The organism is Pseudomonas sp. WS 5532 (assembly GCF_012985445.1).
In the GTDB taxonomy this organism is placed as follows: Bacteria; Pseudomonadota; Gammaproteobacteria; order Pseudomonadales; family Pseudomonadaceae; genus Aquipseudomonas; species Aquipseudomonas edaphica.
Window position 1 is genome coordinate 133,269 of the sequence record NZ_JAAQWK010000005.1, and the last position, 18,519, is coordinate 151,787.

At 61.2% G+C, this 18,519-nt stretch carries 18 protein-coding genes; 9 read left to right on the forward strand and 9 right to left on the reverse strand.

Annotated features, from left to right (window positions below; genetic code table 11):
- Window positions 1-10 precede the first annotated feature (10 nt).
- The 7 genes from mltB (at window position 11) to HBO23_RS11210 (ending at window position 6,446) form a co-directional block, all read left to right on the forward strand.
- Window positions 11-1,021, forward strand: coding sequence for a lytic murein transglycosylase B (gene mltB, locus HBO23_RS11180; RefSeq protein WP_017136051.1), 1,011 nt, complete (start codon window positions 11-13; stop codon window positions 1,019-1,021).
- On the forward strand, window positions 1,021-2,022 hold the full coding sequence (locus HBO23_RS11185; protein WP_170038072.1) for a septal ring lytic transglycosylase RlpA family protein: 1,002 nt from the start codon (window positions 1,021-1,023) through the stop codon (window positions 2,020-2,022). Before mltB ends, HBO23_RS11185 begins: the two co-directional genes overlap by 1 nt.
- 172 nt (window positions 2,023-2,194) lie before the next feature.
- Complete coding sequence (locus HBO23_RS11190) at window positions 2,195-3,352, forward strand: D-alanyl-D-alanine carboxypeptidase family protein (RefSeq protein WP_017136053.1); 1,158 nt, start codon at window positions 2,195-2,197, stop codon at window positions 3,350-3,352.
- 85 nt (window positions 3,353-3,437) lie between these two features.
- On the forward strand, window positions 3,438-3,719 hold the full coding sequence (locus HBO23_RS11195) for a DUF493 domain-containing protein (RefSeq protein WP_017136054.1): 282 nt from the start codon (window positions 3,438-3,440) through the stop codon (window positions 3,717-3,719).
- On the forward strand, window positions 3,719-4,366 hold the full coding sequence (gene lipB, locus HBO23_RS11200; protein ID WP_017136055.1) for a lipoyl(octanoyl) transferase LipB: 648 nt from the start codon (window positions 3,719-3,721) through the stop codon (window positions 4,364-4,366). The genes HBO23_RS11195 and lipB overlap by 1 nt, the downstream gene beginning before the upstream one ends.
- A 26-nt stretch (window positions 4,367-4,392) precedes the next feature.
- Window positions 4,393-5,394: a lipoyl synthase gene (gene lipA, locus HBO23_RS11205; RefSeq protein WP_057444888.1), complete on the forward strand. Its 1,002-nt coding sequence runs from the start codon at window positions 4,393-4,395 to the stop codon at window positions 5,392-5,394.
- Between the two features lie 119 nt (window positions 5,395-5,513).
- Window positions 5,514-6,446, forward strand: a complete 933-nt coding sequence (locus HBO23_RS11210; protein WP_170038074.1) for an LD-carboxypeptidase — start codon at window positions 5,514-5,516, stop codon at window positions 6,444-6,446.
- A 124-nt stretch (window positions 6,447-6,570) separates the two neighbouring features.
- On the opposite strand, the gene HBO23_RS11215 is transcribed toward HBO23_RS11210, so the two are convergent.
- The 5 genes from HBO23_RS11215 to leuS form a co-directional block, all read right to left on the reverse strand.
- Window positions 6,571-7,896 (reverse strand): lytic murein transglycosylase, encoded by a 1,326-nt coding sequence (locus tag HBO23_RS11215; RefSeq protein ID WP_017136057.1) that lies wholly within the window; start codon window positions 7,894-7,896, stop codon window positions 6,571-6,573.
- A gap of 61 nt (window positions 7,897-7,957) precedes the next feature.
- Window positions 7,958-8,122 carry an alternative ribosome rescue factor ArfA gene (gene arfA / locus HBO23_RS11220; protein WP_003176285.1) on the reverse strand — a complete coding sequence of 55 codons (165 nt, stop codon included), beginning with the start codon at window positions 8,120-8,122 and terminating at the stop codon, window positions 7,958-7,960.
- Between the two features lie 228 nt (window positions 8,123-8,350).
- A complete protein-coding gene (gene holA, locus HBO23_RS11225) occupies window positions 8,351-9,388 on the reverse strand; it encodes a DNA polymerase III subunit delta (RefSeq protein ID WP_017136058.1) in 1,038 nt (345 codons plus the stop codon).
- A gap of 39 nt (window positions 9,389-9,427) precedes the next feature.
- On the reverse strand, window positions 9,428-10,033 hold the full coding sequence (gene lptE, locus HBO23_RS11230; protein WP_099547591.1) for an LPS assembly lipoprotein LptE: 606 nt from the start codon (window positions 10,031-10,033) through the stop codon (window positions 9,428-9,430).
- Between the two features lie 88 nt (window positions 10,034-10,121).
- A complete protein-coding gene (gene leuS / locus HBO23_RS11235) occupies window positions 10,122-12,728 on the reverse strand; it encodes a leucine--tRNA ligase (RefSeq protein WP_170038076.1) in 2,607 nt (868 codons plus the stop codon).
- Between the two features lie 262 nt (window positions 12,729-12,990).
- Between leuS and HBO23_RS11240 the strand changes: the two genes are divergently transcribed.
- Both HBO23_RS11240 and HBO23_RS11245 read left to right on the forward strand, forming a co-directional pair.
- Complete coding sequence (locus HBO23_RS11240; RefSeq protein ID WP_017136061.1) at window positions 12,991-13,302, forward strand: hypothetical protein; 312 nt, start codon at window positions 12,991-12,993, stop codon at window positions 13,300-13,302.
- A 105-nt stretch (window positions 13,303-13,407) separates the two neighbouring features.
- A complete protein-coding gene (locus HBO23_RS11245; protein ID WP_099547592.1) occupies window positions 13,408-14,169 on the forward strand; it encodes a YdcF family protein in 762 nt (253 codons plus the stop codon).
- A 154-nt stretch (window positions 14,170-14,323) separates the two neighbouring features.
- Here HBO23_RS11245 and lnt read toward each other — a convergent pair whose 3' ends face one another.
- The 4 genes from lnt to HBO23_RS11265 form a co-directional block, all read right to left on the reverse strand.
- Window positions 14,324-15,847 (reverse strand): apolipoprotein N-acyltransferase, encoded by a 1,524-nt coding sequence (gene lnt, locus HBO23_RS11250; protein WP_026013602.1) that lies wholly within the window; start codon window positions 15,845-15,847, stop codon window positions 14,324-14,326.
- A gap of 273 nt (window positions 15,848-16,120) precedes the next feature.
- Complete coding sequence (locus HBO23_RS11255) at window positions 16,121-16,960, reverse strand: HlyC/CorC family transporter (RefSeq protein WP_010206772.1); 840 nt, start codon at window positions 16,958-16,960, stop codon at window positions 16,121-16,123.
- Window positions 16,961-17,003: 43 nt separating this feature from the next.
- Complete coding sequence (gene ybeY / locus HBO23_RS11260) at window positions 17,004-17,462, reverse strand: rRNA maturation RNase YbeY (RefSeq protein WP_056861975.1); 459 nt, start codon at window positions 17,460-17,462, stop codon at window positions 17,004-17,006.
- Window positions 17,455-18,459, reverse strand: coding sequence for a PhoH family protein (locus HBO23_RS11265; protein WP_170038078.1), 1,005 nt, complete (start codon window positions 18,457-18,459; stop codon window positions 17,455-17,457). The genes ybeY and HBO23_RS11265 overlap by 8 nt, the downstream gene beginning before the upstream one ends.
- Between the last annotated feature and the right edge of the window lie 60 nt (window positions 18,460-18,519).

The following is an 18,519-nucleotide window of genomic DNA, read 5'->3' on the forward strand; positions in this document are numbered from 1 at the left end:
GAAGATGTCAATGCAAGTAATGCGCGGCTGGGCGACTCGGCACGCGTCCTGGATGGGCCTGATTGGGCTGCTGGGCGCGACGCAAGAGGTGCAGGCCGGTGACTACGATGGTTCACCCCAGGTCGCCGAATTTGTCGGTGAAATGACCCGCGACTACGGTTTTGCCGGTGAACAACTGATGGGCGTGTTCCGTGAAGCCCAGCGCAAGCAGGCGATCCTCGACGCGATCTCGCGTCCCGCCGAGCGCGTCAAACAGTGGAAAGACTACCGCCCGATGTTCCTCACCGACGCCCGTGTGGCGCGGGGCGTGGACTTCTGGCGCCAGCACGAAGCGGTGCTGGCCCGCGCCGAGCAGGAATACGGCGTGCCGGCACAGGTGATCGTCGCCATCATCGGCATCGAAACCTTCTACGGGCGCAACACCGGCAGTTACCGGGTGATCGACGCCTTGTCGACCCTGGGCTTCGATTACCCGCCACGTGCCGAGTTTTTCCGCAAGGAGCTGCGTGAGTTCCTGCTGCTGGCCCGTGAAGAACAGGTCGACCCGTTGACCCTCAAGGGCTCCTACGCTGGTGCGATGGGCCTGCCGCAGTTCATGCCGAGCAGTTTCCGGGCGTATGCGGTGGATTTCGACGGCGACGGCCACATCAATATCTGGAGCAACCCGGACGATGCCATCGGTAGCGTGGCCAGCTACTTCAAGCGCCATGGCTGGGTGGCTGGCGAACCGGTGGTGATCCGCGCCGATGTCACCGGCGAGCGCGCCGACGAAGGTTTGACCCAAGGTATTGAGCCGGTCAAGACCGTCGGGGAGTTGCGAGCGCTGGGCTGGTCGAGTCAGAATGCGCCACGCGATGATATGCCGGTGACGGCGTTCCGTCTCGAAGGCGCAAACGGCCCGGAATACTGGATGGGCCTGAAGAATTTTTACGCAATCACGCGTTATAACCGCAGTGTGATGTACGCCATGGCCGTGCATCAGCTGTCAGACATGCTGGTCCAAGCACGGGGCAACAAGTAATGCGGGTATCGCCGTTCCAAAAAACGCTCAAGCTGGTGGCGTTCGCCGCGTTGTCCTTGCTGGTTGTCAGTTGCTCCTCCACCACCAGCCGTGCTCCGGCGCCGAAGGGCGGCGCTGTCGTTCGCGCCCAGCCGGGCCTGGACATCAACCGCGCGCACAAAGACGGCGCGCCGTGGTGGGATGTCGACGTATCAAAGATCCCGGATGCCACGCCGACCCTGCACACCGGGCCTTATAAAGCCAACCCGTATACCGTGCTGGGCAAGAATTACTTCCCGCTGCAGGAATCCAGGACCTACTCGCAAACGGGCACGGCGTCCTGGTACGGCACCAAATTCCATGGCCAGAACACCGCCAACGGCGAAGTGTATGACCTGTACGGCATGAGCGCGGCCCACAAGACTTTGCCGCTGCCCAGCTATGTACGCGTGACCAACCTGGACAACCACCGCACGGTGATCCTGCGGGTCAACGACCGTGGGCCGTTCTATTCGGACCGGATCATCGACTTGTCCTACGCCGCCGCGAAGAAACTCGGTTATGCCGAAACTGGCACCGCGCGCGTGAAAGTCGAAGGTATCGACCCGGCGCAGTATTGGGCTCAGCGTGGCAAACCGGCGCCATTGATGCTCAACGAGCCGCAAACCCCGCAACCGCAAGTGACCGCCTCGGCGGGCAAGATCGAGCAGTGGACACCGCCACCGGCGCAGCACGCACCCGATACGGTCGTGGTGCCGCATGCAGCGCCAGGCGCATCTACAGTCGGCGGCCAGTACCTGCAGGTCGGCGCTTTCGCCAACCCGGATGCGGCAGAACTGTTAAGGTCCAAGCTCAGCGGTATGGTCAGCGCGCCAGTGTTTATCAGCTCCATCGTGCGTAACCAGCAAACTCTGCACCGTGTGCGCATGGGCCCGATTGGTTCGCCAAGTGAAGTGGCGCACGTGCAGAACAGTGTGCGCCTGGCCAACCTGGGGCAACCCAGCGTCGTCACGGCTGAATAAGTAAAAGGATTGATGGTTCAGGTTCGCCTGAACCCAGGTTGTTGGCTCGTGAACAATAAAAACCCAGGGGCAAGGGGTGAGCGGGCAACCGAACACGCGACAGTCTGGCAGCGGGCTGTCTGAATAGTTTTGCCCGCGAGGGCAAGTTTCCATAAGCAATTTCGAGAGACGGATGAACATCACCACCTTAGCCAAACGCACGTGCCTGCTACTTTCGCTGATCATTACCCCGGCCGCCTGGGCGGTGGAAATGGTGCCAGCTTCCCCGCAACTGGCCGCCAAGGCCTGGGTCCTCATGGATGCCGCCAGCGGCAACGTGCTGGTCGAGAACAACGGTGACCAGCGCCTGCCCCCGGCCAGCCTGACCAAGCTGATGACAGCCTACATCGCGACCCTGGAAATCCGTCGCGGCCAGATCGGCGAGAATGACCCGGTTACCGTCAGCGAAAACGCATGGCGCACCGGCGGTTCGCGGATGTTCATCAAGGTCGGTTCGCAGGTTACCGTCAGCGACCTGCTGCACGGCATCATCATCCAGTCCGGTAACGACGCCAGCGTGGCCCTGTCCGAGCACATCGCCGGCAGCGAAGACGCGTTCGCCGACTTGATGAACAAGACCGCCGGCGACCTGGGCATGACCAACAGCCACTTCATGAACCCGACCGGCCTGCCGAACCCGGAGCACTACTCGTCGGCTCACGACATGGCCGTGCTGGCTCGCGCGATCATCCGTGTCGACCCGGTGCACTACGCGATCTATTCCCAGAAGGAATTCTTCTGGAACAACATCAAGCAGCCTAACCGTAACCTGCTGCTGTGGCGTGACAAGACCGTCGACGGTCTGAAAACCGGCCACACCGACGAAGCCGGCTACTGCATGGTGTCGTCCGCCGTACGTGATGGCCAGCGCCTGATCGCCGTGGTATTCGGCACCAACAGCGAGCAGGCCCGTGCGGCCGAGACGCAAAAACTGCTGACTTACGGCTTCCGCTTCTTCGAAACCCAGACCTTCTACCAGAAGGGTGCCGAGCTGGCCCAAGCCCCGGTATGGAAAGGCGCGACCCACCAAGTCAAGGCCGGCCTGGCCGATGACCTGACCCTGACCATGCCTAAAGGCCAGCTGAAAAAGCTCGCGGCCAGCATGACCATGAACCCGCAATTGGTCGCTCCAATCGCCAAGGGTGATGTGATCGGTAAAGTCGAAGTGAAGCTCGATGACAAGGTGGTGCATAGCGCCGACCTGATCGCACTGGACGCCGTTGACGAAGGTGGTATCTTCCGCCGCGTGTGGGATAGCATCCGTCTATTCTTCTACGGCTTGTTCAACTGATTGTGCGCACCTGCAAAGCCCCGCGTTGATCCAGCGCGGGGCTTTGCCCGTCGCCACGGCTTAGCGCTTACGAGGCTGTTCTGCCATGACCGATAAAGAAGTAGAAGTAAAGGCGCCAAAGATCGAATTCCCCAACGTGGACTATCCCGTCAAGGTGATCAGCGATACCGGTGTAGGCAACAAAGACAAGATTCTCGAGATCGTGCGTAAACACGCGACGATCAACGACAACCGGGTGGACGAGCGTTTGAGCTCCAACGGTAAGTACACCACGATCCAGTTGCACATCGTTGCGACCGGTCAAGACCAGCTCTACGACATCAACAGTGAACTGCGGGCCACCGGCTTCGTGCACATGGTGTTGTGATGTCACAGGTTTTGGGCTTTCGCGAGCTCGGCCAGATGGCCTACGAGCCGGTCTGGCATGCCATGCAGCGCTTCACCAACGAGCGCGGCACCTCGGCTCCGGATGAAATCTGGCTGGTAGAACACCCGCCGGTCTTCACCCAGGGCCAGGCCGGCAAGGCTGAGCATCTGCTGCTGCCGGGTGATATTCCGGTGGTGCAGGTCGACCGAGGTGGCCAAGTGACTTACCATGGCCCTGGTCAGCTGGTGGCCTATTTGCTGCTGGACGTGCGCAAGCTGGGTTTTGGCGTGCGTGACCTGGTAAGCCGCATGGAGGCTTGCCTGATCGAGCTGTTGGCCAGTTACGGCGTGACTGCCGCGGCCAAGCCCGATGCACCCGGTGTATACGTGGACGGCGCGAAAATCGCCTCCCTCGGTTTGCGCATTCGCCATGGTTGTTCCTTTCATGGCCTGGCCCTGAATGTGGACATGGACCTGGCGCCGTTTCGGCGCATCAACCCGTGCGGTTACGCCGGGCTGGCGATGACTCAACTGAGCGACCACGCCACACCGATTAAATTTGCCGAGGTAAGTGCCCGGCTGCGTGCGCAGCTCGTCAAACACCTCGACTATGCTGAGCAGACGACCCTTACGGGCGGAATCGACTGATTATGACTACTGATGCAGTGCAAACCATGATCCCGACGCTGGACATCACCGAGCGTCCGGCCCCGGCCCCGCGTGCCAAGGTCGAAGCCGGCGTCAAGCTGCGCGGCGCCGAGAAGGTTGCACGCATCCCGGTGAAAATCATCCCGACCACCGAACTGCCGAAGAAGCCTGACTGGATCCGCGTGCGCATCCCGGTTTCGCCGGAAGTCGACCGTATCAAGGCCCTGCTGCGCAAACACAAACTGCACAGCGTGTGCGAAGAAGCTTCCTGCCCGAACCTGGGCGAATGCTTCTCCGGCGGCACCGCCACCTTCATGATCATGGGTGACATCTGCACCCGTCGTTGCCCGTTCTGCGACGTTGGCCACGGCCGGCCGAAGCCATTGGACGTCAACGAGCCGGAAAGCCTGGCCATCGCCATTGCCGACCTGAAACTCAAATACGTGGTCATCACTTCCGTAGACCGCGACGACCTGCGTGACGGCGGTGCCCAGCACTTTGCCGACTGCATCCGCGAGATCCGCAAGCTGTCGCCGAACGTGATGCTCGAAACCCTGGTGCCGGACTACCGTGGCCGCATGGACGTCGCGCTGGAAATCACCGCGGCCGAGCCACCGGATGTGTTCAACCACAACCTGGAAACCGTGCCACGTCTGTACAAAGCTGCGCGCCCAGGTTCGGACTACCAGTGGTCGCTGACCCTGCTGCAAAAATTCAAGCAGATGATGCCGCACATCCCGACCAAATCCGGGCTGATGCTGGGCCTGGGCGAGACCGACGAAGAAGTCATCGAAGTCATGAAGCGCATGCGCGAACACGACATCGACATGCTGACCCTGGGCCAGTACCTGCAGCCGTCGCGCAGCCACTTGCCGGTGCAGCGTTTTGTGCACCCGGACACCTTCGCCTGGTTCGCCGAGGAAGGTTACAAGATGGGCTTCAAGAACGTGGCTTCGGGCCCGCTGGTACGTTCCTCGTACCACGCCGATGAGCAAGCCAAGCTGGTCAAGGCGAGCCTGGTTTCGTAAGCGTTTCCCCTCTGTAGGAGCAGCCAAACTGCTCCTACAGAGTTTCCCTCCTTTTCTCCCTTCTGTTTGCAACCATCACTGGCTAGAGTGCCTGGGTATCCAACCACGGAGAACCATGGATGACGACTCAACTCGCGGCTGCCGTGCCCGCCCTGCGCACCGAAGGCGTAATTGGCCTGATTGCCCCCGCCGGCCCTGCCGCACTGGATGTTGAAAAAGCCGGCCAGTGGATGCGCGCCCGTGGCCATGAGCTGCGCATATTCCCCGGTGTGTATGAGCGCGACGGCTACCTGGCCGGCAGCGACGAGGTGCGTCTGCGCGATTTGCATGCGGCGTTTGCCGATCCCGAAATCGATGCCATCTTCTGCCTGCGTGGCGGCTATGGCACCCCGCGATTATTGGATCGGCTCGATTTTGACCTGATTAGAGCCAACCCCAAGCCATTTGTGGGGTACAGCGACATCACCGCGTTGCACCTGGCCATCAACCGCTACGCGGGTTTTGTGACCTTTCACGGGCCGATGCTCAATGCCGATCTGCTCGGTGGCAAGCAGCAGCCCACCGAGTCGTCGTTGTTCAGCATGTTGCGTGGGCAACTGAGCGAGTGCAGCGTGCTGGCACACCCGGTTGCTTACCCACTGACCACGATTGAGCCGGGTGTCGCCTGCGGGCGTTTGCTCGGCGGCAACCTGTCGATGATTGCCGCGGTAATGGGCACGGCGTTTGAGATCGACGCCGAAGGCATCATTCTGTTTATCGAAGACGTCAACGAGCCACTCTACCGAATTGACCGGCTGCTGACGCACTTGCGCCTGGCGGGCAAACTGGCTCAGGTGGCCGGCGTGTTGGTCGGGGATGTATCGGGGGTGGATAAGGCGGCGTTGGAGCGGCTGCTCAAGCAGACCTTCGAGCCGCTGTGCATTCCTGTATTGTCCGGCTGGCGCAGCGGGCACTGCGATCCGAACCTGACGCTGCCGATGGGCGCCTTGGTGCGGTTGGATGCGGGGGAGCAGCAGTTGGTGTTGGAGCAGGATGTAGTGTTCAAGCCCTGAGCGTCGATCGTTCCCACGCTCTGCGTGGGAATGCATCCCGTGACGCTCCGCGTCACCCCCTCAAGAGCAGACGCAGAGCGTCCAAGGCGGCATTCCCACGCGGAGCGTGGGAACGATCGTGGTCTCAGCGGCTCTGCAACGACTCCAGCAGCTTCACTGTCGGAAACCCATCCGCCGGCCAACCCAACGACTGCTGCGCCGCCCGGATCGCCTTGCGCGTGTTGGCGCCGATAATCCCGTCCGGGTTGCCCGCGTCATAGCCCTTGGCACTCAGCACCGTCTGCAGGTCGATACGCTGGGAGCGACTCAGCGGCAGCTCATCCTTGGGCCAATCGCCACGAATCACTCCGCCGCCAGCAAACCGCTCCGACAACAGGCCTACGGCCAGCGCGTAGGACGACGAGTTGTTGTACTTGAGGATCGCGCGGAAGTTATCCAGCACCAGGAACGCTGGGCCACGGTAGCCGGCCGGCAGCAGCAGGGCAGCTGACAGGTGCTCGACGTTCGGTGGCATGCTCGCGCCAGGTGGCAGCTGGATACCGAGTCTCATCCACTCGCCAACGGTCTTGCGTATGCCGCCGTCGGCCAGGGCGTAATCGAAGTTCGTCGGCAGTTGTTTCACCTCAAAGCCCCACGGCTGGCCGCGTTGCCAGCCGGAGCTTTGCAGGTAGTGCGCAGTGGAGGCCAGGGCGTCGCCCGGGCTGTTCCAGATATCGCGGCGACCGTCGCCATCGAAATCCACGGCATGGGTGTTGTAGGTGGTCGGGATGAACTGGGTCTGGCCCATGGCCCCGGCCCACGAACCTTTCATCTGGTCGGCAGAGATATCGCCATGCTGGATGATCTGCAGCGCCGCCAGCAGTTGCGCCTGGGCGAACGCCGGGCGGCGGCCTTCATAGGCCAGGGTCGCGAGCGAACGGATCACCGAGTTATTGCCCTGGAACTGGCCAAAGTTGCTTTCCATGCCCCACACCGAAACCAGCGCCTGGCGATCAACGCCATAACGCTCTTCGATGCGTTGCAGGATATCGGCGTATTTGATCAGCAACGCTTGGCCATTACGCACGCGTACTGGCGACAGGGCACCGTCGAGGTATTCCCACACCGGGCGGGAAAATTCCGGTTGGCTGCGATCGGCGCGAATCACCGCCATGTCGGGCGTCACGCCAGCAAAGGCGTTATCGAAGACGGCGGGTGTGATCCCCGCGCTCAGGGCTTGCGCACGAAAGCCAGCCTGCCATTCGGCAAAGGTCTGGGTCGGCTGGATATCAAGATTGTCCACGGCCAAAGGGGGGACCACGGCAGGCGCGACGGCAGGCACGGTCTGGAGCTTTGGCAGGGGTTGCGCGTCCGCGGCGGTGGGTTTCTCGGCGCAGGCGACAAGCAGAATGAGGCTGGAGGCAGCAATCAATTGGCGAAGGTGCCAACGACGGGAAAGGCTAGAGGGCATGCACAGGTCCAGGGATTACAAATCAAGTACAGACCTTATCATGCCGGAGGGGCGCTTGCCTTCAGGCAGCCAGAAAGTAAGAAGCCTCCCAGCTATTAGACTGGAAGGCTTCGCGGCGGTAGCTGCCTTTGCCCTTGCCGGCGCGTTCCTGACGGCTGCGGAACAGTGGCTGGGCGATGATGGATTTGGCTTTGTTGGGGCCATGCTTGGATGGCTTTTTGCTCATGGTCGGTACTCTCTCGAGGTGGGGGGCTTGAGGTGGGGTGAAGCGGTGCAAATCATCTGCCGAAGTGGCGCGGCTGTAAAGCCCTGCGATGTGTAGGTGGTTTCACCTATTCAAGTGGGCACGGTCAATGTGGGAGCTGCTTGCCTGCGATAGCGGTCCATCAGCAAAAATGTAGTGGCTGACACACCGCTATCGCAGGCAAGCCAGCTCCCACAGGGGGCAGTGGGGTTATTCAGCGGGGAGTGTCAGGCGTTGGCCAGACATCAACAGTGACAAACGGCTCAGGCTCATCCACGGCGAACCTGCCGCCTGGCCTTTGATCTGCGCGTCGATGCGTTGCGCTTCCAACAACAGCTGCGCCCAGCGTTGCGCCGAGTGGCGTTGCAGGGCTTTGCTCATCAGGGGTTTGCGCTTGTCCCACACCGGCGGCCTGGCCTGGCTGAAGCATTTGTCCAGCGGCGTGCCTTGGCTGTATTGCAGGGCAATATTGGCCAGCACTCGCAACTCTCGAGCCAGCGCCCACAGAATCACCGGCGGTTCCACACCTTCACCGCGCAAGCCTTCGAGCATGCGCAGGGCGTGGGCGGGTTCGCCATTGAGAATCGCGTCCACCAACCCGAACACATCAAAGCGCGCGCTATCAGCCACCGCGCCCTGGACGGTTTCGACGGTGATCTGCCCGTCTTCGGCCATCAGCTTGAGCTTTTCGATTTCCTGGGCGGCGGCAAGCAGGTTGCCCTCGACCCTGGCGGCGATGAGCTCGACGGCATCTTGCGTTGCCGACAGCCCTGATTGCGACAGGCGCTGACGTATCCATTGCGGCAACTGGTTGCTGTCTACTGGCCAGATCTGGATGAACTGGGTTTGCGGGCCTTCTACCAGCGCCTTGCCCCACTTGGTTTTCTGCGCGCTGCCATCAAGCTTGGGCAAGCTGATCAGCAGTACCGTGTCCTCAGCGGGGCGTGAGCAGTATTCCATCAACGCCGCCGCGCCCTTGTCACCCGGCTTGCCTGAAGGCAGGCGCAGTTCCAGCAGGCGTTTCTCGGCGAACAACGACATGCTCGCACCGGCTTGCAGCAGCGTGCCCCAGTCGAAACTGGCGTCGGCGCTGAACACCTGGCGTTCATCGAAGCCTTGCTGACGTGCGGCGGTGCGAATCGCGTCGGCCGCTTCCTGGCACAGCAGCGGGTCATCACCGCTGACGATATAGACAGGCGCAAGGCCACCTTGCAGGTGCTTGGCGAGTTGGGCGGGGGCAAGTTTCATAGGCGGGGCGAACGGGGCGCCAGGGGCGCCCCGTCTGGCTTACTCGACAGGGACTTCGGCAGGCGATTGTTTCGGCGTGTTGTCTTCGTATTCTTGCGCAGCTTTCAGGGCATCGGCGTCAGCCTTGGCCTTGTTGTCGGCGGTCAGTTGCAAGGCGGCCAGTTTCTCTGGCGTCAGCTGTTGCAGACGAATCATCAGACGCTGGATCACCTCACGACGCATTTCCTTGCGAACCTGGATGATCTCCGAGTCCGAGCCCACCAGGTTGTTACCGTCGTGGCTCACGACTTTCTGCACTTCAACCTTGTCACCCATCAATGGCAGGTGGTCGCGGCCTTGCAGTTCATAGACGACCAGGGTGCTCAGCTCAATGTCCGACGCACGGCCGGCACTGGCGTAGCTGAGGTTACGCTGGGTTTCTTTCTCGTCCACCAGATTCAGTTTGTAAGTCGCGCCGGAACCGACGCGTACACCGCTGCTTTCCAGGGCCTGGCGCAGCTGGGTCACGGTCTCGCCGTAGGCGTTGCGTGCGCTGACGTCCAGTTCCTTGATGCTCAGTTCATTGGTGGCGGTGCCACGCAGCTGGAAGCCGCAAGCGCTCAGCAGCACAGCGAGGCCCATCACCAGCAAATTGCGTTTGATCATTTTGTTGCTCCCCTTGAAACCATGTGGGCCTTATCGAGGCCTTAAAGGTTTAGTTCGGCGCAGGGCTCAAGCCCTGCGCCCGATCCGATTAGCTGGCGACGATGTTGACCAGTTTGCCCGGCACTACGATCACTTTGCGGATCGTCAGGCCTTCGGTAAAGCGCAGCACATTTTCGTTGATGCGCGCTGCGGCTTCCACGTCTTCACGGCTGGCGCTGGCAGGCATGTCGATCTGGCCGCGCAGTTTACCGTTAACCTGGATAACCAGTTGCAATGTGTCCTGTACCAGCGCGCTGTCATCCTGCACCGGCCAGCGCGCATCGATGACCGCGTCGCTGTGGCCCAGGCGGCTCCACAGTTCATGGCTGATGTGCGGCGTGATTGGCGCCAGCAGCAACACCACAGCTTCCAGGCCTTCCTGTACCAGCGCGCGGTCCTGTTCGGTGGCTTGCGGGGCTTTTTCCAGCACGTTCATCAGTGTCATCACCTGAGCGATGGCGGTGTTGAACTTGTGGTTCTGGCCCACGTCCTGGCTGGCCTGGCGGATGGCCAGGTGGGTGCTGCGGCGAATGGCTTTTTGCTCATCGCTCAACGACGCCACGTCCAGTTTGCCCGGTAAACCCTGGCTGACATGGGCGTGCGCCAGGCGCCAGACGCGCTTGAGGAAGCGGTGCGAGCCTTCAACGCCGGAGTCGGACCATTCGGCGCTCATGTCGGGCGGCGAGGCGAACATCATGAACAGGCGGCAGGTATCGGCGCCGAACTGATCGATCATCGACTGTGGGTCGACGCCGTTGTTCTTGGACTTGGCCATCTTCTCGGTGCCACCGATTTCCACCGGCAGGCCGTCGAATTTCAGCGTGGCGCTGATGACCTTGGCTTTGCTGTCACGCTCAAGCTCGACGTCCGCCGGGTTGAACCAGGTGTAGGCGCCATTGGCTTCGCGGCGATAGTAAGTCTCGGCGATCACCATGCCTTGGGTCAGCAGGTTCTTGAACGGCTCATCGGAGCTCACCAGGCCTTCGTCGCGCATCAGCTTGTGGAAGAAGCGCGCGTAGAGCAGGTGAAGAATCGCGTGTTCGATGCCGCCGATGTATTGATCCACCGGCAACCAGTGGTCGGCTGCTGATTTTTCTACCAGGCCGCCTTCATAGTGTGGCGAGGCGTAGCGGGCGTAGTACCACGAGGACTCGACGAAGGTGTCCATGGTGTCGGTTTCACGCTTGGCAGGTGCGCCGCATTTAGGGCACGTGCACTCGTAGAACTCAGGCATGCGCGCCAATGGCGAACCGGCGCCATCCGGCACCACGTCTTCGGGCAGTACCACCGGCAACTGGTCTTCCGGCACTGGCACGTCACCGCAGGTTTCGCAGTGGATGATCGGGATCGGGCAGCCCCAGTAGCGCTGGCGGCTGATGCCCCAGTCGCGCAGGCGGAACTGGGTGCGCGAGGCACCGAGGTTCTTTTTGATCAAGGCAACTTCGATGGCGTCGAAGGCACCCTGGAAGTCCAGGCCATCGAACTCACCGGAGTTGATCAGCGTACCGTGTTCGCCGTAGGCGTCTTGCCACGGGGCCGGGTTGGTATCACCCGAGCTGGTACGCACGACCGACTTGATCGGCAGGCTGTACTTGGTGGCGAACTCGAAATCGCGCTCGTCGTGGGCCGGCACAGCCATGACTGCGCCATCGCCGTAGTGCATCAGCACGTAGTTGGCGACCCACACCGGCAGTTTTTCGCCCGTCAGTGGGTGCTCGACGAACAGGCCGGTTGGCAGGCCTTTTTTCTCTTGGGTGGCAACGTCGGCTTCGGCCACGCTGCCGCCTTTGCATTCAGCGATGAACGCCGAAAGCTCTGGGTTGTTCTGTGCAGCCTGGGTGGCCAGCGGGTGCTCGGCGGCCACGGCGACGTAAGTCGCGCCCATCAGGGTATCGGGGCGGGTGGTGAAGACTTTGAGTGCGCCCGTTTCGCCGATCGAGTCGACGTTGTACGGGAACTGCACTTCCATGCCTTTGGATTTGCCGATCCAGTTGCGCTGCATGGTCTTGACCTGCTCAGGCCAGCCCGGCATGTCATCGAGGCTCGACAAGAGTTCATCGGCGTAGGCCGTGATCTTGAAGTAGTACATCGGGATCTGGCGCTTTTCGATCACCGCGCCGGAACGCCAACCGCGACCGTCGATGACCTGCTCGTTGGCCAGTACGGTCTGGTCGATCGGGTCCCAGTTCACGGTGCCGTTTTTACGGTAGATCACGCCTTTTTCGAACAGGCGCGTGAACAGCCACTGTTCCCAGCGGTAGTAATCGGGCTTGCAGGTGGTCACTTCGCGGGACCAGTCCACCGCCAGGCCCAGGCTGCGCAGCTGGGTTTTCATGTAGGCGATGTTTTCGTAGGTCCACTTGGCGGGCGCCACGTTGTTTTTCATCGCGGCGTTTTCCGCCGGCATGCCGAAGGCGTCCCAACCCATAGGTTGCAGGACGTTTTTGCCGAGCATGCGCTGGTAGCGGGAAATTACGTCGCCGATGGTGTAGTTACGCACGTGCCCCATGTGTAGCTTGCCGCTGGGGTAAGGGAACATCGATAGGCAGTAGTAAGTCTCCTTGCCTGGCTGTTCACTGACTTCAAAGGACTTTTGCTCGTCCCAGAAGGTTTGGGCGGCATTTTCTATTTCACGGGGCTGATATTGTTCGTGCATGGCTACTTTTGAACTGAATAGGGGTGGCCTAATCCTCTTCGGTACAACATTCAGGTTGATCGACACCAAAAAGCGGCGCGTCCGTGCCCAAACCCTGCGGGAAGTGGAGTTACAGGAAGCGCCGTAGCATACATGACCCCACTCTATCGAGGGAAACCCTGATTGCGCGGCGAGGGCCGTCTGTCGCGGCGCGAGGCAGGCGCAGCCATGGGGACTACGCTGTTTATTGGGGAGTGAGTCTTATCTTCAATGAGGTGAGGGGATGGTTGAATCGCAGCGAACTTTAATGAAACCGCAATTGTATGAAGGACTGATCGACCGTTTGGGTCGGGCATTGGATGCCGCAAGAACCGCAGGCCGATTGCGTGATGAGCGGCCTCTGGAGCTGGAGTTGCGAGGCTTGAGCCAGGCTGAACTTGAATTGATCAAGTGCTACCTGGAATTGAATCACCACCGTGCCTCTCAGGAACGGGCTGCCCCGCCCGCCCAAGAGCCTTTGCGTTCGGCCAAGGTGATCTGGCTGAAAGATGTGTCTGCTGGTCGCGGTCCCGATAAGCGTCGGGTCGCACGGTAAACGTGGAGCACCGCGTTATCCTTTGAGTCGTTCTCGAAACAGGTTGGTAAAGATTGTCGCTAAACCCCGTTGCATCTAGGCTTCGGGCATCTTTGGAGATGCCCGATGCCTTTTCGTTATTTCATTAAACAATTGCTCTTGCCGCCCGGCCTCTTTTTGCTGCTGCTGGCGCTTGCCTGGTGGTTGCGTAAAAGTCGCCCGCGCCTGGCCGGATGCTGCTTTGCCGTGGGGTTCGGGGGGCTGTGGTTGATCAGCCTGCCGGTGATGGTGCAATGGGGCGCGCATGCCCTGGAGACCGAGCCGCCGTTGGCCCGTGAAGAATGGGCGACGCTGGCCCAGCGCGCTGACGCGATTGTGGTGCTGGGGTCGGGGCGTGAGCGCGGTGACCCCGCGTGGGGCTCCGATCAACCCACCGGTACTGGGCTTGAGCGCCAGCGTTATGCTGCGCGTCTGGCCAAGGCCTCCGGCTTGCCGGTGCTGACCAGCGGCGGCTTGCACTACGGCACGCCTCCCAGTGAGGCTGAGCTGATGGCGGTGTCGATGCAGGATGACTTTGGCGTCACCGTGCGTTGGAAAGAAGAGCGCAGCCGCACCACCTGGGAAAACGCGCAGATGAGCGCCGAAATCCTGTTGCCGCAAGGCATCAAGCGCGTGGTGGTGGTGACCCAGGCCTGGCATATGCCGCGTGCCGTGTGGAGCTTCGAGAAGGCCGGTTTTACGGTAGTGCCAGGGCCGGTGGGCTTTTTGGGCGTAGACAATGCGCGACCGCTGGGCGGCTGGATGCCCGAGTTTGTGTCAGTGTGGCGCAGCGGGCAGTTGATCAATGAGGCGGTGGGGCAGGTGGGGTATCGGGTGTTTTACCGATAACGCCGCAATTTCAAATGTGGAAAGCGGTTCATGTGGGAGCGGGCTTGCTCGCGAAAGCGGTGTGTCAGTTGACGATATGTTGACTGACACACCGCTTTCGCGAGCAAGCCCGCTCCCACACAAGCCAGCTCCCACATTGGTTTTATGCCGTTCGTTAGACGGTTTTAGACATCCGGCCCGCCAGCAGCGCCCAGCCGAACAAGCCCAGGCACACAATGATCAACGGCCACGAGCGCCATTGCAGGTACGGCGTCAGGTTATGCATCGGCACCACTTCGCCGTAGAGAATCCCACGCTCGAACTGCGGGATCTGCGCGGTAATCTGCCCAAATGGGTTGATCAAACCAGTCACCCCATTGTTAGTGGCGCGGATCATCCAACGGCCAGCCTCCAATGCACGCATCTGCGCCATTTGCAGGTGTTGCAGCGGGCCGATGGAGCGGCCGAACCAGGTGTCGTTGCTGATGGTCAGCAGCAAATCGCTCTGGGCCGACAGGCCTGCGGCGAATTCCGGGTACACCACTTCATAGCAAATGAACGGCGCAATCTGATAGCCCTTGGCCTGCAGCATCGCCTGATCGGACGGGCCGCGGGCGAAGTCCGACATTGGCAAATCGAAGAAGGCGATCAGCCCGCGCAGCATGTCTTGCAACGGCACGTATTCACCAAAAGGCACCAGTTTTTGCTTGAGGTAAGTGCCATCACCTTCACCCACCACCGTGATGCCGTTGAAGTAGCGCTTCTGGTGGTGCACTTCCTGGCGAATCGGTACACCGGTGATCAGCGCGGAGTGCCGGTCGGCGGCAAACTTGCCCATCATGCCCAGGTAGCCTTCGACTGACTCTTTGAGCACCGGCACCGCGGTTTCCGGCCATACCAGCAGGTCTACCGGCTTGGAGCTGAAACTCATGTCGCGGTACAGCGCCAACTGCGCGTCGATCTGCGCGGGGTCCCATTTCATGCTCTGTTCGACATTACCCTGGATCGCCGCCACCGTCAGTGGGGCGCCCGAGGGCGAGGTCCAGGCATGATGCTTGAGCGCCAGGCCGATGGCCCAGGGTGCAACCAACAACACCAAGCCTGCGCCGATGAAGCCGTTGCGCTTGCTTGCCAGCAGGCGCGGCAGGTTGCACAGCACGGCCGCCGTCAGCGCCAGGGCAAAGGAGATCAGCCACATGCCGCCCAGTGGCGCAAGGCCGGTGAGCGGGCCATCGAGTTGGCTGTAACCGGAGTACAACCAAGGGAAACCGGTCAGGAACCAACCACGAAACGCTTCCTGGCCAACCCACAGCGCCGCAAAGGTCAGCGCATCGGCCAGCGGCGCCTCATTGCGACGCAGCCAGCGTGCCCACAGCCAAGCGGGCAGGGCGAAGAACCAGGCAATCGCGGCGGTAAACAACAGCATCAAAAAGCCAGCCAGCAACACCGAAGCGCCGCCGAAGTGGTGGATGCTGTAGTAGATCCAACTGGTGCCGGCGCCAAACAGGCCAAAACCGAAACACCAGCCACGGCCCAGGGCCTGACGTGGCGTCAGCTCGCGCAGGCCCACATAGAACAGCCCGACGGCCAGTAGCGCAAATGGCCACAGATCGAAGGGCGCCAGCGCCAGAGTAGTGATGGCGCCGGCCACCACGGCCAGCAGGTTACCGGGCCAGCCGGGTGCAATCAGACGGCGCATGTAGGGGTGGGTCATCAGCTATTTCCTGTGTCGCGCCGGGCCTGCTGCGGCACAGGGCAAGGCGCGAGGAGTGTGGTTTGGTTTTTCCAAATGAACGACGAGTAACGCAGCCCTGTGCCGCAGCAGGCCCGGCCCTTCGGGTTGCCCCTGAGAGCGGGCCATGCTGCGTTGCAGGCCTTGAAAAGGGAACGCCATTCCCTGCGGCCTGCGCCTTGCCTGGCCCGCTCTCAGGGGCAACGCGACACAGGAAATAGCTGATGCCCCACCCCTTCCTTAGCGGGCAATCGGAGTCAGGCGGATCAAGTGGATACGACGGCTATCCGCATTCAGAATGCGAAAGCGATAAGCGCCAATCTCGGTGGTTTCGTTACGTTTTGGCAGGTGCCCGAACGCACTCATCACCAAGCCGCCCACGGTGTCGAATTCATCGTCGGAGAATTCGCTGTCGAAGAACTCGTTGAAGTTCTCGATCGGCGTGAGCGCCTTGATCAGGAAATCACCGCTGGGCAGCGGCTTGATGTAGCTGTCTTCTTCGACGTCGTGCTCGTCTTCGATGTCGCCGACGATTTGCTCGAGCACGTCTTCGATGGTCACAAGACCAGCCACGCCGCCGTATTCGTCGATCACAATGGCCATGTGATTGTGGTTGGCGCGGAACTCGCGCAGCAGCACATTCAGGCGCTTGGATTCAGGCACGAAGGTGGCCGGGCGCAGCAGGTCCTTGATGTTGAAGCTGTCGCCGTTCTCCTTGAGGATCAGCGGCAGCAGGTCCTTGGCCAGCAGGACGCCCATGACGTCGTCATGGCTTTCACCGATCACCGGGTAGCGCGAGTGCGCCGAGTCGATCACGGCCGGGAGGAATTCCCGTGGGGTCTGGGTCGCCTTGATGCTGATCATCTGCGAACGCGGGACCATGATGTCCCGAACCTGCAGGTCAGCCACCTGGATGGCGCCTTCGACGATGGCCAGCGCTTCGCTGTCCAGCAACTTGTTCTGATGGGCCTCGCGCAGCAGCTCCAGCAGCTCCTGGCGGTTTTTCGGCTCGTGGGCAAAAGCCTGGGTCAGTTTACCCAGCCATGACTTCTGCCCGTTGCTCGATCGGTCTTCGCTCATAGCGATTACTCTAAATCCTTTGTTGTGTCAGTTATGTGTAGTTTCAGTTTTCGTCGTCTGCATACGGATCAGGGTGACCCAGTTCAGCAAGCAACGTTTGTTCCAGTGTTTCCATTTCGCAGGCTTCGTCATCGTCTATATGGTCGTAACCCAAGAGATGCAAGCAGCCGTGGATGACTAGATGGGCCCAGTGGGCCTCAAGTTCCTTGCCTTGTTCCTTCGCCTCGCGCTCCACCACTTCGACGCAGATCACCAGGTCGCCCAGTAACGGGATATCCAGTAACTCATCCGGCACGTCGGCGGGAAAGGACAGCACGTTGGTCGCGTAATCCTTTTGGCGCCAGGTGTGATTCAGTTCACGGCCTTCGGGCTCGTCCACCAGGCGGATGGTCAGTTCCGAGTCGGCGGTGCGCTGGCGCAGGGCCAGGGCGCACCATTGACGGAACTGCGCTTCGCTGGGGGCGGGCGCTTCGGTGGCCAGTTGCAGGTCTAGCTCAAGCATCGCGGCGCACGTCCTTGGCGGGTACGTCATCGCGGTGCTCAAAGCGCTCGTAGGCCTCGACAATGCGCTGCACCAGCGGATGACGAACCACGTCTTTGGGCATGAAATGCGTGAAGCTGATACCTGGTACGTCCTTGAGCACGTCAATCACCTGGGCCAGGCCGGACTTGGTGCCCTTGGGCAGGTCGACCTGGGTGACGTCGCCGGTGATCACGGCGGTGGAGCCGAAACCGATACGGGTGAGGAACATTTTCATCTGTTCGACCGTGGTGTTCTGGCTTTCGTCGAGGATGATGAAGCTGTTGTTCAAGGTGCGACCACGCATGTAGGCCAGCGGGGCGATCTCGATCACCTGGCGCTCAATCAACTTGGCCACGTATTCAAAGCCGAGCATCTCGTACAGCGCGTCGTAGAGCGGGCGCAGGTACGGGTCGATCTTCTGGGCCAGGTCGCCGGGCAGGAAGCCAAGCTTCTCGCCAGCCTCGACCGCCGGGCGCACCAGCAGGATGCGCCGCACTTGCTCGCGCTCCAGGGCGTCGACCGCACAGGCCACGGCCAGGTAGGTCTTGCCGGTACCGGCGGGGCCGATGCCGAAGTTGATATCGTTACCGAGGATTTCCTTGACGTAGCGCTGCTGATTCAAGCCGCGTGGGCGAATCATGCCTTTTTTGGTGCGCAGGGCCACGCTGGCTTCGGCCACCGGGTTGTTGGCCAAGTCTTCCACGGCGGATTCCTGCAGATACAGGTGCACGGTCTCCGGCGACAGCTCACTACCCTTGGTTTCGCGGTAGAGGCGGCGCAGCAGGTTTTCTGCAGACGTGGTGTGCTGGGGTTCACCAATAAGCTCGAACTGATTGCCGCGGTTGCGGATCTCGATGCTCAGGCGTTGTTCGATCAGGCGCAGGTGCTCGTCGAACTGTCCGCACAGGTTGGCGAAACGGCGAGCCTCAAACGGCTCGAGGAGAAAACGATGGGGTTCTGCTATGGGTGCGTTCAAGGTTGCTTTTAGCCGCCCTTTGGCTGTTTAGGTGAAAGAGAGGATAACGCCAGCGCTCGG